This is a genomic window from Yoonia sp., assembly GCF_017854565.1.
GTDB lineage: Bacteria > Pseudomonadota > Alphaproteobacteria > Rhodobacterales > Rhodobacteraceae > Yoonia.
Genome location: NZ_JAFMHJ010000005.1, coordinates 59,709 through 75,400, shown reverse-complemented (window position 1 = coordinate 75,400; position 15,692 = coordinate 59,709). Strand labels below are relative to the sequence as shown.

The following is a 15,692-nucleotide window of genomic DNA, read 5'->3' as shown; positions in this document are numbered from 1 at the left end:
GTTTGATGACCTTTACCCTTGCCATTGTGGGGCGTCCCAATGTGGGCAAATCCACGCTGTTCAACCGTCTGGTTGGCAAAAAACTGGCGTTGGTCGATGACCAGCCCGGGGTCACGCGTGACCTGCGCGAAGGCGAGGGGCGGCTGGCTGACATTCGGTTTACCGTCATCGATTCGGCGGGCCTGGAAGAGGCGACCGATGACAGTTTACAGGGGCGCATGCGCCGCCTGACCGAACGCGCGGTGGAAATGGCCGATGTGTGCCTGTTTATGATTGACGCACGTGTCGGGGTTCTGCCTGCCGATCAAGTGTTTGCCGATATCCTGCGCAAGAAAAATGCCAATGTCATTCTGGCGGCCAACAAAGGCGAGGGCAAAGCGGCCGATGCCACGATCCTTGAGGCCTATGCCTTGGGTCTGGGTGAGCCGATCCGCATGTCCGCCGAACACGGTGAAGGCATGGGCGAGCTGATGGATGTGCTGCGCCCCATTGCGATCGAACACGAAGAACGCGCAGCACTGGACGCGCCCGAAGTCGACGTTGATGTCGGCGACGATGATGAAGACGCGCCGCGTATCCCGACCCTGTCCAAGCCTCTGCAAATCGCCGTTGTGGGCCGCCCCAATGCCGGTAAGTCCACGCTGATTAATAAGATCATCGGCGAAGAGCGTCTTTTGACTGGACCCGAGGCCGGGATCACCCGCGATGCGATTTCCGTCAAGCAGGTCTGGGATGGCGTGCCGATGCGGATTTTCGACACGGCAGGTATGCGCAGAAAAGCCAAGGTGCAGGAAAAGCTTGAAAAGCTGTCGGTATCGGATGGCCTGCGGGCTGTTAAATTTGCCGAAGTCGTGGTTGTTCTTCTTGATGTTGAAATCCCGTTTGAACAGCAGGACCTGCGCATCGCCGACCTGGCAGAGCGCGAAGGCCGCGCGGTCGTAATTGCCGTCAATAAATGGGATACCGAGGACGACAAGCAGGACAAGCTCAAAGAACTACGCGAATCGTTTGAACGCCTGTTGCCGCAGCTGCGGGGCGCGCCTTTGGTCACCGTATCGGCCAAGACCGGCAAGGGTCTGGATCGTTTGCAGCAGGCAATCATGCGGGCGCATGGCGTGTGGAACCGCCGTGTGACGACGGCCCAACTGAACCGTTGGCTGATCGGTATGCTCGAGCAGCACCCACCACCCGCACCGGGCGGCAAGCGGATCAAGATGCGCTATGCGACGCAGGTTAAAACGCGTCCGCCTGCGTTTGTTGTGATGACATCACACCCGGATTTGATGCCAGAAAGCTATAAACGCTATTTGGTCAACGGGTTGCGGCAAGATTTTGATATGCCCGGCACACCGATCAGGCTGTATCTGCGCGATCAGGGGGATAAAAACCCGTACAAGGACAAAAAGTCCTCGCAGCCGTCGCGCCTGTCAAAGCACCTCAAGAAGGGACCGTCGGACCGTTAGGTCGCAGGCTTAGTCCCAGCACCGCGATGATCCCGGCAGCCGCCAGACCGCTGACCCCGATTTGCGCGGTGCCATTTGCGATGATGATGCCAATCAGGGCCCAAATCACAGTCAGGCCGTAGGCCCGCGAACGGCTTTGCCAGATGACGAAAACAGCCATCAACAGTGCGCCGCTGATCCCGATATAGGCCCACCCAAGCGCGCCTGTGATGATCCCATATCCAGCCGCCGTACTGCCCAGTGATACAAACGATGCCGCCGTCAACCAGCCCGCATAAATGCCGACCGGCACAGCCAACAGCCAGCGGTCGGCAGCGGGCGCACGCAAGAGTGCCGCGACGGCACTGATGGCCATGACAAAGATCAGCACCGTTGCCCAAACCGCGCTGGCGTTGGCGACGGCCAGCCATGGTGTCCCCGCTGCCAGACTGATGATAAGCGGCACGCGGGCCTTGTCCCATCCGGGGTCAGCGCCACGTTTCCAGATGCCGAATAGCGCGGAAACCACGAGCCACCCGTAAATCAGCCCCCAAATCGCAAAGGCATAACCCGCTGGCTGAACCGGGGGATTGATCTGTGGGACGGGCAATTGGTCGGCCCGGAACCCGCTGAACGGATCGGTCAGGGCGGGGGACACGACAAATGTGACTGTGAAAAGAAGGGTAAAGGCTGCGCGTGAAATATTCATACCGATTGATTTAGCACGACGTGGCAAAGATCAACACAGAGTCTGGAAAAGCAGACTTGTCTGCGCGGCTTCTGTGGACCACCATAGCGTTATTTCAAGGGGGTTTTATATGAAGCGCATTGCTATCTGCATCGACGGGACATGGAATCGGCCTGATGCCGCAAATCCGACCAATGTGGTTCGCCTGTCGCGCTGTATCTTGCCCAATGATGTCGATGGTAACGTCCAGGAGGTGATCTATTGTCCGGGCGTTGGGTGCGGGCGGGGCAACAATTGGTTGAACCGGAGGCTGGACCGTCTGTTCGGTGGTGCGCTTGGCTGGGGGCTGACCGATATCATTGAGGAGGCCTATCGCAATTTGATCTTTGCCTATGAACCCGGTGATGAGATCTATATTTTCGGATTTTCGCGGGGCGGTTTTGCGGCCCGGTCACTGGCGGGGTTGATCCGCTGCTGCGGGATTCCGCCGCGCCGCTTTGTCGGGCGCATCCCCGAGGCGATGGCGCGCTATATCAGCCGTGATCCGTCAACCCACCCCGAGGACCCGTCCAGCTATCAGTTCCGTGAAGAATTTGCGCCTGACACAGCGACAAGCGGGAAAGATTTCAAATGGCGTATCGACCGGCAGGATACGCGGGCCATTCGGCTGACACTGGCGTATTTGGGCATTTGGGACACGGTGAAGGCATTGGGAATACCAGCCTTTTTACCCTATTCGGACCGTTTCAATATGCAGTACGTTTTCCATGATGCTGACCTGAGCTCATCTGTGACTGCTGCCCGGCATGCCATGGCAATTGATGAGCAGCGGATCACGTTTCCTGCGGCGCCGTGGGGCAATCTGGACAAGCTGAATGCCGATACCCCCGACGATCAGGTGCAGCCCTATGCGCAGCAATGGTTTCCCGGCAACCACGGATCGGTTGGCGGTGGCGGATCGCGCGAGGGGCTGTCGTCGGTCGCGCTGCATTGGATTACACAGGGCGCCGAACGGGCCGGTCTGGCGATATCTTGGGAGGAGTTCGACCGCGTCGCAGGACGTTTCGCGCCGCACAAAGACCCTTTGATCAATAAATTCGGGCCTGTCGGTCTATCGGGGGCATTTCTGAACACGATCAAAGCCCACCGTGATGGTCCAAAAGAGCTGGAAAACCTGTCGGTGGCGGCGCTTGACCGGGTTCAGCATGATCCGTCGTATCGGCCACAGACGTTGAACTTTGTTCTTGATGATTTGCGCGACAAACCCGCCAGTGAAATTGCTGCACTGCGTGACTGGCTTGTTGCGCGGGATGGGGGGGGGACGCATGAGGTTGATGGGACCTTGCGGCCGCGTGGCTGGGAACCGCCACGCGACGCGGCGGCGCACGGTGGGTTAAAACCCACCTTACGTCAGATCATCTGACCGGCTGCCGAAATCCGCGTTTTGCCGCGCAGATAGGGGTGCAGCGCGGCGGGCAAATCGACCGATCCATCCTGCGCCTGTCCATTCTCGACGACGGCAATCAAAGTCCGGCCAACCGCGAGGCCGGAGCCGTTGAGCGTGTGCACAAACGCGGGTTTGCCGCCTTCGGTGGGTTTGTAGCGCGCATTCATGCGCCGCGCCTGATAATCACCTGCAACCGAGACCGAACTGATCTCGCGGTAGGCGTTCTGACCGGGGAGCCAGACCTCGATATCGTGGGTCTTGCGCATCCCGGCACCAAGATCGCCGGTGCAAAGCACGACGGTCCGATAGGGCAGGCCCAATTTATCGAGGATCGCCTCGGCGCGTCTGGTCATTGCGTCATGTTCGGCGGCGCTGTCTTCGGGCCGCGTCACGCTGACCATTTCGACCTTTTCGAACTGGTGCTGGCGCAACATGCCAGAGGTGTCGCGCCCGGCTGATCCAGCTTCGGAGCGGAAACATAGCGTATGGGCGACATAGCGCAAAGGCAGGTTATTTTCGTCTAAAGTCAAGCCATTAACGATATTTGTCAATGTTACTTCCGCCGTCGGGATAAGCCACCAGCCGTTTGTTGTCTGGTAGCTGTCTTCGCCGAATTTGGGCAATTGGCCGGTGCCGTACATCATTTCTTCGCGCACCAGAACGGGCGTGATGGTTTCCGTCAGCCCGTGGTCTTCGACATGCACGTCGAGCATGAATTGCGCCAATGCGCGGTGCAGGCGGGCCACGGCGCCGGACAGCAGCACAAAGCGGCTGCCCGAGAGCTTTGCTGCGGTTTCAAAATCCATGCCGGGGCGGATGCCTGCGATCTCGAAATGCTCGACCGGGGTGAAGCTGAAAGCGCGCGGGGTGCCGTGGCGATGCAATTCGACATTATCAGTTTCGTCTGCACCATCGGGAATTGTGGGGTCGGGCAGGTTGGGAATAGCCAACAAGAGATCGTTCAGGGCCGCATCCTGTGCCTTGGCTTCGTCATTGAGGCGGGCGATTTCCGCTTTCTTTTCAGCAACTAAGGCGCGCAGGCGTTCGAATTCTGCATCGTCGCCGCCGGCCTTGGCGGCGCCCACTTCCCTGGCGGCCTTGTTGGCTTCGGCCTGAGCGGTTTCGGCGGCAAGAATTTTTGCGCGGCGCGCTTCGTCCATGGCCAGAATTTGCGGGGACATGGGCGCGATCCCACGACGCGACAGGGCCGCATCAAAGGCGGTGGGGTCGTCACGGATGGCGCGGATATCGTGCATGGGATCGGTCCTTATCGGCGTTTCAAGTGGGCGCAGATATGCCCGATTGTGCGGGGCAAGTGAACCGGAAAATGGGCGGCCGTCCGGGCGCGCGCGGTGCGGTGACAAAGCGTTAGGATCGCCCCTGCAAACATGGCCGTACCGCGCCGGAACCGTCGCTTTTCCACAGCTTGATTGCGTACAGACCGCGTACATAGCGCGTACGTACACCGTGCGGCGATGGTCCGCGCGGTTCAGACGGCCAGCGCCGGTGCCTCTTTTGCGCCGGTCATGAAGGCGACGGCATCGGACATGGTATAGTCTTTGGGGTCGATCACACACAGACGTTTGCCAAGGCGGTGGACGTGGATGCGGTCTGCGACCTCGAACACATGGGGCATGTTGTGGCTGATCAGGATGATCGGAATCCCCCGCGAGCGGACATCAAGGATCAGTTCCAGCACACGGCGGGATTCCTTGACGCCCAGAGCGGCGGTCGGTTCGTCGAGGATGATCACCTTGGAGCCGAAAGCGGCGGCACGGGCCACGGCGACACCCTGACGCTGACCACCCGAAAGGGTTTCGACGGCCTGATTGATGTTCTGAATGGTCATCAGCCCGAGTTCGGTCAGTTTGTCACGGGCCAATTGTTCCATCCGGGGACGGTCCAGCTGGCGCAGGAATTTGCCGCGAAATCCCGGTTTGCGCAGCTCGCGGCCCATGAACATATTGTCGGCAATCGACAGCGCGGGGGACATGGCGAGCGTTTGGTAGACGGTTTCGATACCTTCCTTGCGGGCGTCGGTGGGGGAGGTGAAATTGACCTTTTTACCTTCGAGGAACACATCGCCTTCGTCGGCGATGACAGCGCCCGACACGGCCTTGATCAGGGAGGATTTACCGGCACCGTTGTCGCCGATAACAGCCAGAATTTCGCCCGGATACAGATCAAAATCACAGTAGTCCAGTGCGGTGACTTTGCCGTAACGTTTGACAAGGCCGCGCCCTTTGAGAATGGGTTCCATTATGCCGATACCTTTCTGATCCATTGGTCCACGGCGACAGCGCCGATGATAAGTGCGCCGATCAACAAGAACGTCCATTGTGCGTCGGCCCCGGCAAGGCGCAGGCCCAGCGTAAACACGCCCACGATCAGCGCGCCGAACAGTGCGCCCAAGATCGAGCCACGCCCGCCAAACAGCGAGATGCCACCGATCACAACGGCTGTGATGCTTTCGATATTGGCCAGTTGCCCGGAGGTTGGCGAGACGGAACCGATCCGTCCAATCAAGGCCCAGCCCGCGAAGGCGCAAATCAGGCCGGACAGAACATAGACCGAAATCAGCACGCCCTTGACGTTGACACCTGACAGCTGTGCCGCCTCTGGGTCATCGCCCACCGCGTAGACGTGGCGGCCCCATGCCGTTTGTTTGAGAACGTAGGCCAGAAACAGCATCAGCGCGACCATGAAGACGACGCCGACGGTGAATACGGCCCCGCCAACGGTGAATTTGGTGGCGAAGAGTTGCAGCAGGGGGGCGTTTGCCTCGATCTCCTGGGCGCGGATGGTTTCATTGGCGGAGTAGAGGAAATTCGTGGCAAGCACGATTTGCCACATGCCGAGCGTGACAATGAAGGGCGGCAGTTTCATGACGGCAATCAGCCAGCCGTTGATAAAGCCGCAGAACATGCCGACGAGCAAGCCGCAGACAATCGCGATTTCGACGGGCATGCCGTAGCGGAAGGTGAATTGCCCCATAACCACCGATGACAGCACCATGATTGCGCCGACCGACAGGTCAATGCCGGCGGTCATGATCACGAGGCTTTGGGCGGCGGCGACGATGCCGACGATCTGGACCTGTTGCAGGATGAGCGTCAGGGCGAAGGGCGAGAAGAATTTGCTGCCCAGCAACAGCCCGAAGACGGTAATCGACGCCAAGAGAACAAACAGCGGGACGAGCGCGGGCTGGACGTGCAGCGCGTGTTGCAGGCGGGGTATGAAGCCCTTTTTATGTGCGGCGAACGCGGCAACGGCTTCGGTGTTCTTGGACTTTACGATGGCTTCAAAGTCGTCAGCATTGCCGGACATTTGGCGTTCCCCTTGGATTGTACGGATTGGATCACGTTACCAGATTTTAGCAAAGGGGCGGGAAAAACCCGCCCCGATCTGATGATGTGAGCGATCAGGCGAGGGTGATCAGCCCCAGCAGAGGTCAGTGCCTTCGGCGACCGAGATGCTGGTCACGCCATCGACAGGCTGGTCAGTGACCAGTGCGACGCCTGTGTCGAAGAAGCTCTTGCCGGGGGTGTTTTCCGGCAAGGAACCGTCAGCGGCATAGGCGGCGATGGCTTCGATACCCAATGCGGCCATGCGCAGCGGATACTGCTGCGACGTCGCACCAATCACGCCATCCGCGATGTTCTGAATGCCGGGGCAACCGCCGTCGACGGATACGATCAGAACGTCATTTTCACGGCCGATCGCTTTGAGTGCCTCGTAGGCACCGGCGGCTGCGGGCTCGTTGATGGTGTAGACCACGTTGATCATCGGATCGACAGCGAGAAGGTTTTCCATCGCCTTGCGGCCACCCTCTTCGTTGCCGGCTGTGACGTCGTGGCCGACGATGCGGGAGTCATCTTCGTCGCCCCATTTGTTTGGGTCGCCAAGTTCAATGCCAAAGCCCTGCAAGAAACCCTGATCGCGCAGCACGCCGACGGTCGGCTGGCTAACGGCAAGGTCCAGCATCGCGATGCGTGCGTTTGCAGCGTCATCGCCCAGCTTGGCTGCGGCCCACTGACCGATCAGCTCACCGGCAAGGAAGTTGTCGGTGGCGAATGTGGCGTCGGCGGCGTCAATCGGATCAAGCGGTGTGTCCAGGGCGATGACCAAAAGGCCCGCCTCGCGGGCCTGGGAGACGGCGCTGACGATGGACGATGTGTCCGATGCGGTCAGCAGGATGCCGGATGCACCGTCGGCGATGCATGTTTCAATCGCTGCAACCTGTGTTTCATGGTCGCCATCGACCCGTCCGGCGTAGGAGCGGAGTGTAATACCAGCGGCCTCGGCTGCGGCTTCGGCGCCTTCGCGCATCTTGACGAAGAAGGGGTTGGTGTCGGTTTTCGTGATCAAGCACGCCGATGGTGCATGGCTTTCAGCCATCGCCATGCCAGCGGTTGTGATGGCTGCAAGCGCAGTCCCGATAAGCAGTTTCTTCATGATATCCTCCCAGATAATCCGTGGGTCGGGGTCTTTGTCCCAACAATGCAACGGCCAGCTACAGCCTGCCGCTTGGCGATATGGAACTGCGATTCGGGGGCGGCTGTCAATTAATTAATTAACTTTCCTAATTAATTAAGTTCGCCTATGTATTACAGGCGAGGAGGCGGCTAGGTAGTGCGGGATGGATAACCGGTTAGTCAGATCAATCAGCACAGGGCTGAGTCAAAAAGGTGTGCGCGACCACAACGAGCGCCTGCTGCTGTCGCTTGTCCAGCGGCACGGCGCGCTGCCGGGCAGTGACCTTGCGCGGCTTGCGGGCTTGTCGGCGCCGACGGTGTCGGGGATATTGCGCCGCCTTGAAGCCGACGGGTTGCTGGTGCGCGGCGCCCCGGTACGCGGCAAGGTTGGCAAGCCGTCGATACCGATGCGTCTTGATCCGTGCGGGGTTTCGTCATTTGGCCTGAAAATCGGGCGCAGGTCGGCGGATTTGGTGTTGATGGATTTCACCGGCGGTATCCACGATCAATGCAAGATGACCTATGACTATCCGATCCCGACGGCGGTGCTGGCGTTTCTAAAAGACAGCATGGATCAGATGACGGCCAGCATGGCGGCACGCGATATCGCGCGGATTTGCGGCATCGGTGTTGCCGCCCCGTTCGAGCTGTGGAACTGGCACGATCTGGACGGTGCGCCAGCGCAGAATTTCTTGTCCTGGAAAGATCTGGATATCGCGATCGAGATCAAGCAGTTTTCCGATTTGCCGGTGCAGGTTCTGAATGACGCGACGGCGGCCTGTCAGGCAGAACACACTTACGGGCGCGGCAAAGAGTTTCGCGATTACGCCTATTTCTTCATTGGGGCGTTCATCGGGGGCGGGGTCGTCTTGAACAATTCAGTGTTCGAGGGGCGACAGGGTAACGCCGGTGCGCTGGGGTCATTGCGCAGTATCGGCCCCAATGGCGAAAGTATGCAACTGATTGATATGGCGTCCATTCATCAGCTTGAGGCGCGTCTGTTGGAGGTGGATATCGATCCGCGTCAACTGTGGGAAAATCCGCGATGTTGGATGGAGCTGCCGCGCTATGTCGATCCGTGGCTTGGCCAGACGGCACAGGAATTGGCAAAGGCCAGCCTTTCGATCTGTTCGGTGATAGATTTTGAAGCGGTTTTGATCGACGGGGCCTTTCCGGCTGAAATTCGTGATGAACTGGTCGAGCGGACCCGCCGCTATGTGGCGACGCAAGACACCCGTGGCCTGATCCCGCCGCAGATCGAAGCGGGCAGCATCGGCGCCAACGCGCGTGCGCTGGGCGCGGCATGTGGGCCGATCCGTGCGCAGTTTCTGTTAAATACGCATATCGGTGGAACCGACATGTGAGGCCTGCGATTTGTGCGGGGCAGGGAACGCGCCATTATCCGGCTTTGATTGCGCCCATACGGGTGCATTTACGCCCTTCGCAATTGCTTTCGGCAATTGCTGGCCCCATATGGCGCTAACGGGGGCGGTTGCGATCCATTATTCCGGGATGATCGCGGTTGCCATTCGTCCGGGCGGGACCTAATGTGCCGCGACTTTTATGCAGGGTTTTCCTGCAGTATAGATAAAGATAAGGGGCTACCATGCAGGGCGTGCAATCATTTATTCCACTGCTGTTGATCTTCGGCATCATGTATTTATTCCTGATCCGTCCACAGCAGACGAAGCTGAAAGAGCATCAAAAGATGCTGGGTGCATTGCGTCGCGGCGATCAGGTAATCACCCAAGGCGGCATCATGGGCAAGGTCACCAAGGTCAAGGACGACAATGAGGTGGAGGTCGAGATTGCATCCGGTGTGCAGGTCCGTCTGGTCAAATCGACGATCGTGACTGTTGTGAACAAGACAGAACCGGCGAAATCCTAAACCCGCCGAAGGGTCTTATCAAATGCTCAATATCTCTTTTGCCAAGCAGGTGATGATCTGGCTGACGGTCATCATTGGCCTGACGTTCGCGTTGCCGAATGGGTTCTATAGCCGGGTTGAGGCGCATAACGATGCGGTGGCGGTCATTGACGCCGGGCAAAGTGACGCGACGCTGGCCGCGGCGGCAGCGGGGTGGCCACGTTTTTTGCCATCGGGTCTGGTGAACCTTGGTCTTGATCTGCGCGGCGGTGCGCATCTGCTGGTCGAGGTGAAGGTTGAGGACGTGCATGCGTCTTTCCTCGAAGGGTTCTGGCCGGAGGTGCGCGATGTTCTGGCCGCCGAGCGGCAGACCGTTGGTTTTGTCACGCGCGAAGACAGCCCGGTGACCGCGCTGCGGGTGCGGATTTCTGAAAGCGCGGGTGCGGCCCGCGCGCTGGAGCTGGTGCGTGGTCTGGGCCGTCCGGTGACCACATTGACGGGGGCAGGGGCCAGCAACATTGATGTCAGCATTGACGGCACAGTTCTGACGATCACGCTGAGTGATGCGGAAAAGCTGGCGATGAATGATCGCACCATGTCGCAATCGCTTGAGATTATCCGCCGCCGGATCGACGAGGTGGGCACCCGTGAGCCAACGATCCAGCGGCAGGGTGCCGTGCGGATTTTGGTGCAGGTGCCCGGTGTGGGGTCTGCGGATGAGATCATTCAGCTATTGGGCACCACGGCGCAGTTGACGTTCAATCCGGTTGTGGGCCGCACGAGCGACCCCGCGCAATCGCCCGGCAGCGGGAACATGCTGGTGCCTGACGCAGAGCAGCCGGAGGTGTTTTACATCCTTGAGCGGCGTCCGGTTGTGACGGGCGAAGACCTTGAGAATGCTCAGCTGGATTTCGACCAAAACGGGCGACCTGCGGTGGCGTTCCGGTTCGACACCGCGGCGGCGCGGAAATTCGGCGACTATACGCTGGAAAACATCGGATCGCCGTTTGCGATCGTGTTGGACAGCAAAGTGATTTCGGCCCCCACGATCCAGAGTCACATTCCGGGCGGGTCGGGCATTATCACCGGCAATTTCACCACCGAAGAGGCGACCAATCTTGCGGTGCTGCTGCGCGCGGGCGCATTGCCTGCGGAGCTGACGTTTCTGGAAGAACGCACGATTGGCCCGGAGTTGGGCCAAGATAGCATCGACGCGGGCAAGGTGGCCTGTGTCGTCGCGGGGCTGGCCGTACTGATTTACATGGTGCTGAGTTATGGTTTGTTTGGCTTTTTTGCCAATATCGCGCTGACCGTCAATGTCGGGCTGATCTTTGGCCTTTTATCGATTGTGGGGGCCACGCTGACGCTGCCGGGGATCGCGGGGATCGTGCTGACCATCGGCATGGCGGTCGACGCCAATGTGATCATCTTTGAGCGGATCCGCGAAGAGTTGAAGACGGCCAAAGGGCCGGCGCGCGCGATCGAACTGGGGTATGAAAAGGCGATGTCGTCGATTGTAGACGCCAATATCACCACGTTCATGACGGCGGTGATTTTGTTCTTTGTCGGCTCTGGCCCGGTCAGCGGTTTTGCCGTGACCCTTGGGTTCGGCATCGCCACATCGGTTTTCACGGCGATTTTCGTCACACGTGCGTTGATTGCGATTTGGTTCGCGCGCACCCGTCCCAAAACGATTGAGGTTTAAGATGCGCCTGAGATTAGTCCGCGACGATACCAAGATCGACTTTTTCGCGCGCTCGCGCCTGTGGCTGGGGATATCGCTGGTCATGATGGTGGTGGCCTTTGGGTCATTCATGTTGCAGGGCCTGAATTATGGCATCGACTTTCAGGGCGGCACCAGCATTCGGACCCAATCGGAGGTGCCGGTTGATGTAGCGGCCTATCGCGATGTCCTGGCGCCGCTGAACCTTGGCGATGTGTCGATCGCAGAAGTGTTCGATCCATCATTCGACGCGAACCAGCATGTGGCCATGGTGCGGATTCAGGCACAGGAGGGCGACGAGCGGATTGCAACCGAAACAATCGACGCGATCCAGACCGCGCTGCAAACCATTGATCCGGCCATCACGTTTCCGTCGGTCGAATCGGTTGGCCCCAAGGTTTCCGGTGAGCTGATCAACACCGCCGTTCTGGCTGTTTCATTGGCTGTCTGCGCGATTTTGTTGTATGTCTGGATGCGGTTCGAGTGGCAGTTTGCCGTCGGTGCCGTGCTGGCGCTGCTGCATGACGTGCTGCTGACGATCGGCATCTTTTCGGAGCTTCAGATCAAGTTCGATCTGGCGATCATCGCGGCGCTGCTGACCATTGTGGGCTATTCGATCAACGATACCGTGATCGTGTTTGACCGGGTCCGAGAGAACCTGCGCAAGTACAAGCAGATGGACCTGAAAGAGGTTCTGAACTTGTCGATCAACGAAACCTTGAGCCGGACGTTGATGACATCGGGCACCACAATGCTGGCGCTTTTTGCGTTGTTCGTGCTGGGTGGTGATGTGATCCGGGGGTTTGTGTTTGCGATGATGTGGGGCGTCGTTATCGGGACCTATTCGTCAATCTTTGTCGCCTCTGCTATCCTGCTGGTGCTGGGGGTCAAACGCGACTGGTCCAAAAAGGACATCAACGCGGGCACACGCTATGGCCATTTGGACAGCTGACGGGGGACAGCAATGCGCCTGAACGAGATCAGATATAACGATTCGGTGCCGATTGACGGCTACGGCCCCGGATTTTTCCGTATTGGTGGCAAGCTGGTGCATGGGCCGGTTGCGGTGTTCCCATCTGGGGTGACCGCCTGGGGCGGATTTGACGATATTGACGTGATCCTTGCGCAGGCGGAAACGCTTGATGTGGTGTTCGTCGGCACCGGGGCCGAGATTGCGCACCCGCCTGCGGGCTTCCGTCAGGCGCTGGAAGATGCGGGTATCGGGGTGGAAACAATGGCGTCGCCTGCGGCCTGTCGCACCTATAATGTGCTTTTGTCCGAGGGGCGGCGGGTCGCCGTTGCCCTGATCCCGGTCTGAATGCTGCGGGTTCAAAACCTGACCTGCGCCCGCGGCGGTGTCCCGGTTCTGAGCGGGGTCAGTTTTGACGTGGCCGCCGGGCAGGCGCTGATCTTGCGCGGACCCAATGGGGTTGGCAAGACCACGCTGCTGCGCACGCTTGCGGGGTTACAGCCCGCGCTGGCCGGGGCGGCCGATTATCCTCAGGATCAGGGCGCATATGCCAGCCACGCCGATGGCATCAAAACCGCGCTGACCGTGACCGAGAACCTTGCGTTCTGGGCCGATGTGCATGGTACGATCCTGTCGGACGGGATTTTTGCGACCTTTGATCTGGTTGATTTGCGCGACCGCATGGCTGGCACGTTGTCGGCGGGACAAAAGCGCCGATTGGGGCTGGCCCGGTTGGGTGTGATTGGTCGCAAAGTGCTGTTTCTGGATGAGCCGACCGTGTCGCTGGACGGGTTTTCGGTCAGGCTGTTTGCGGATTGGTTGCAGAATACGCATCTGGCGGGGGGTGGCATTTCGGTGATCGCGACGCATATTGATCTGGGTCTGGCTGCACCTGAACTGGACCTGACACCGTTCAAGGCGGCGCCCGATGTGGGCGGCGGATCTGACGAGGCGTTCCTGTGATTGCCCTGCTGTTACGCGATCTGCGGCTGGCGGTGCGGGCCGGTGGGGGCTTTGGGCTTGGGCTGGCATTTTTTCTGATCGTGGTGGTGCTGGTGCCGTTTGGAGTTGGCCCCGAGACTGCGGTGCTGACGCGTATCGCGCCCGGAATTTTGTGGGTCGCGTCATTGCTGGCGGCGCTTTTGTCGCTGGATCGGATTTTTGCGCTGGATTTTGAGGATGGGTCCCTGGCGTTGCTGGCGACATCGCCGTTGCCATTGGAAGGTGCGGCATTGATGAAAGCGCTGGCGCATTGGATCACCACGGGGTTGCCGCTGACCATTGCTGCGCCCGCGCTGGGGTTTCTGCTGAGCCTCGCACCGGAGGCTTATGTTTATTTGCTGGTCTCGCTATTGCTGGGCACGCCCGCGCTGTCGATGATCGGGACCTTTGGTGCGGCGCTGACGGTGGGATTGCGCCGGGGCGGGCTGTTGTTGTCGCTGCTGGTGTTGCCGCTCTATGTTCCCACGTTGATTTTTGGCGCGGAGGCGGTGCGGCGCGGCGCCGATGGGTTGGACCCGACGGGCGCGCTTTTGTTGCTGGGCGCGATTACGGCGGGCACATTCGCCTTGCTGCCCTTTGCCACTGCGGCGACATTGCGCATCAACCTGCGGTGATGGGGGATTGAGGGTGGTCATGAGGCAGGGTAGGTAATGCGGATGTCGCTATGGGAATACGCCAATCCGAAACGGTTCATGGGATGGACAGCACCGGTGCTGCCCGTTGTCTTTGGGCTGGCAGGGGTGTGTCTGGTCGTCGGGCTGGTCTGGGGTTTCTTTTTCACGCCAGATGATTACCGCCAAGGATCGACCGTCAAGATCATCTATCTGCATGTGCCCGCCGCCCTGATGGCGATCAACGCGTGGATCATGATGTTGGTTGCCTCGTTGATCTGGATCGTGCGGCGACATCATGTTTCGGCGCTTGCGGCCAAGGCGGCGGCATCCGTGGGCCTGACGATGACGTTGATTGCGCTGTTTACCGGGGCTATCTGGGGCCAGCCGATGTGGGGCACCTATTGGGCCTGGGACCCGCGGCTGACATCGTTCCTGATCCTGTTCCTGTTCTATCTGGGCTACATCGCCCTGTGGGAAGCGATCGAGGACCCCGATACCGCCGCTGACCTGACATCGGTGTTGTGCATGGTGGGGTCAATTTTTGCGATCCTGTCGCGCTATGCGGTGTTGTTCTGGAATCAGGGGCTGCATCAAGGCGCGTCGCTGTCGCTGGACCCGGAAGAGAACGTGGCGGATGTGTTCTGGCTGCCGCTGGTGGTCTGCATCGCGGGGTTTGCGCTGCTTTTTATCGCGCTGGTCCTGCTGCGCACCCGTACTGAAATCCGTGCCCGCCGTATTCGGGCGCTAGAGGCGAGGGTGCGGCGTGCCTGATCTGGGACAATATGCAAACGCGGTTCTGGCCGCCTATGGGGTCAGCATCGTGTTGCTGGTCGTGCTTGTCGGGTTAAGCTGGTGGCGGTCGGCGCGCGTGCGTGCGGCATTGGAGCGGGTGGAAAAGAATGGCTAGGATATCGCCGCTAGTGATCATTCCGCCGGTGATTTTTGCGGCCCTTGCAGGGCTGTTTGCCGCCGGTATGTTGCGCGACAACGCCGATGAGCTGCCGTCGACCTTTGTGGGGCAACAGGCGCCACCGGTGCCGATTGAGGCGGTGCAAGGCACGCAGCAAATCACCGACGCGGACTTACGCAGTGGCGAGATCACGATTGTGAACTTCTGGGCCAGCTGGTGCCCGCCGTGCCGGGCCGAGCATCCCACCTTGCTTGCGCTTGCAGGGCAGGGGTATCGCATTGCGGGCGTGAATTTCCGCGATCAGCAGGCACAGGCCGTTGAATATCTGACCGACGAGGGCGATCCGTTCTTTGCCACCGGGTTCGATCTGCGGGGCAGGGTCGCGATTGACTGGGGTGTCACTGCGCCGCCCGAGACGTTCATCGTGGATGGCGACGGCACGGTGCTGTTCCGGTTTATCGGACCGCTGGTCGGGTCGGATTACGAGCAGCGGTTTTTGCCGGAGTTGGCAAAGGCGGTGGAGTGAACTTTCCGGGGTGCCGGGGTAAACCCCG

The 15,692-nt window shown here is 59.7% G+C and carries 17 protein-coding genes; 12 read left to right on the top strand and 5 right to left on the bottom strand.

The window, feature by feature from the left end:
• Positions 1 to 5 precede the first annotated feature (5 nt).
• A complete protein-coding gene (gene der, locus QZ196_RS04180) occupies positions 6 to 1,463 on the top strand; it encodes a ribosome biogenesis GTPase Der (protein ID WP_296424225.1) in 1,458 nt (485 codons plus the stop codon).
• On the opposite strand, the gene QZ196_RS04175 is transcribed toward der, so the two are convergent.
• Entirely contained in the window at positions 1,438 to 2,151 is a 714-nt protein-coding gene (locus QZ196_RS04175; RefSeq protein WP_296424224.1) for a hypothetical protein, read from the bottom strand. The two genes, der and QZ196_RS04175, sit on opposite strands and share 26 nt — an antisense overlap.
• A 109-nt stretch (positions 2,152 to 2,260) precedes the next feature.
• On the opposite strand from QZ196_RS04175, the gene QZ196_RS04170 reads away from it, so the two are divergent.
• Positions 2,261 to 3,553, top strand: coding sequence for a DUF2235 domain-containing protein (locus tag QZ196_RS04170; protein WP_296424221.1), 1,293 nt, complete (start codon positions 2,261 to 2,263; stop codon positions 3,551 to 3,553).
• Here the strand turns inward: QZ196_RS04170 and serS are convergent.
• From serS to QZ196_RS04150, 4 genes are all read right to left on the bottom strand, one after another.
• On the bottom strand, positions 3,541 to 4,833 hold the full coding sequence (serS, locus tag QZ196_RS04165; RefSeq protein WP_296424219.1) for a serine--tRNA ligase: 1,293 nt from the start codon (positions 4,831 to 4,833) through the stop codon (positions 3,541 to 3,543). The genes QZ196_RS04170 and serS overlap by 13 nt on opposite strands.
• 233 nt (positions 4,834 to 5,066) lie before the next feature.
• Entirely contained in the window at positions 5,067 to 5,837 is a 771-nt protein-coding gene (locus QZ196_RS04160) for an ATP-binding cassette domain-containing protein (RefSeq protein ID WP_296424218.1), read from the bottom strand.
• Positions 5,837 to 6,904 carry an ABC transporter permease gene (locus QZ196_RS04155; protein ID WP_296424216.1) on the bottom strand — a complete coding sequence of 356 codons (1,068 nt, stop codon included), beginning with the start codon at positions 6,902 to 6,904 and terminating at the stop codon, positions 5,837 to 5,839. Before QZ196_RS04155 ends, QZ196_RS04160 begins: the two co-directional genes overlap by 1 nt.
• Positions 6,905 to 7,012: 108 nt before the next feature.
• Positions 7,013 to 8,032: a sugar ABC transporter substrate-binding protein gene (locus tag QZ196_RS04150; RefSeq protein ID WP_296424214.1), complete on the bottom strand. Its 1,020-nt coding sequence runs from the start codon at positions 8,030 to 8,032 to the stop codon at positions 7,013 to 7,015.
• 184 nt (positions 8,033 to 8,216) lie between these two features.
• Between QZ196_RS04150 and QZ196_RS04145 the strand changes: the two genes are divergently transcribed.
• The 10 genes from QZ196_RS04145 to QZ196_RS04100 all read left to right on the top strand — a co-directional run bounded on the left by QZ196_RS04145 (position 8,217) and on the right by QZ196_RS04100 (position 15,664).
• Positions 8,217 to 9,416 (top strand): ROK family transcriptional regulator, encoded by a 1,200-nt coding sequence (locus QZ196_RS04145; RefSeq protein WP_296424213.1) that lies wholly within the window; start codon positions 8,217 to 8,219, stop codon positions 9,414 to 9,416.
• Between the two features lie 242 nt (positions 9,417 to 9,658).
• On the top strand, positions 9,659 to 9,940 hold the full coding sequence (gene yajC, locus QZ196_RS04140) for a preprotein translocase subunit YajC (protein ID WP_296424211.1): 282 nt from the start codon (positions 9,659 to 9,661) through the stop codon (positions 9,938 to 9,940).
• Between the two features lie 22 nt (positions 9,941 to 9,962).
• Positions 9,963 to 11,624 carry a protein translocase subunit SecD gene (gene secD, locus QZ196_RS04135; RefSeq protein WP_296424208.1) on the top strand — a complete coding sequence of 554 codons (1,662 nt, stop codon included), beginning with the start codon at positions 9,963 to 9,965 and terminating at the stop codon, positions 11,622 to 11,624.
• Position 11,625: 1 nt separating this feature from the next.
• The gene (gene secF, locus QZ196_RS04130; protein ID WP_296424206.1) at positions 11,626 to 12,594 is read left to right on the top strand and encodes a protein translocase subunit SecF; all 969 of its coding nucleotides are present in this window, start codon (positions 11,626 to 11,628) and stop codon (positions 12,592 to 12,594) included.
• Between the two features lie 12 nt (positions 12,595 to 12,606).
• Complete coding sequence (locus QZ196_RS04125; protein ID WP_296424204.1) at positions 12,607 to 12,960, top strand: Mth938-like domain-containing protein; 354 nt, start codon at positions 12,607 to 12,609, stop codon at positions 12,958 to 12,960.
• The gene (ccmA, locus tag QZ196_RS04120; RefSeq protein ID WP_296424203.1) at positions 12,961 to 13,575 is read left to right on the top strand and encodes a heme ABC exporter ATP-binding protein CcmA; all 615 of its coding nucleotides are present in this window, start codon (positions 12,961 to 12,963) and stop codon (positions 13,573 to 13,575) included. It abuts the gene before it with no gap.
• Positions 13,572 to 14,228, top strand: a complete 657-nt coding sequence (ccmB, locus tag QZ196_RS04115) for a heme exporter protein CcmB (protein WP_296424202.1) — start codon at positions 13,572 to 13,574, stop codon at positions 14,226 to 14,228. The genes ccmA and ccmB overlap by 4 nt, the downstream gene beginning before the upstream one ends.
• Positions 14,229 to 14,270: 42 nt before the next feature.
• Entirely contained in the window at positions 14,271 to 14,999 is a 729-nt protein-coding gene (locus QZ196_RS04110; RefSeq protein WP_296424200.1) for a heme ABC transporter permease, read from the top strand.
• Entirely contained in the window at positions 14,992 to 15,135 is a 144-nt protein-coding gene (ccmD, locus tag QZ196_RS04105) for a heme exporter protein CcmD (protein ID WP_296424198.1), read from the top strand. The genes QZ196_RS04110 and ccmD overlap by 8 nt, the downstream gene beginning before the upstream one ends.
• On the top strand, positions 15,128 to 15,664 hold the full coding sequence (locus tag QZ196_RS04100; protein ID WP_296424196.1) for a DsbE family thiol:disulfide interchange protein: 537 nt from the start codon (positions 15,128 to 15,130) through the stop codon (positions 15,662 to 15,664). The genes ccmD and QZ196_RS04100 overlap by 8 nt, the downstream gene beginning before the upstream one ends.
• Positions 15,665 to 15,692 lie beyond the last annotated feature (28 nt).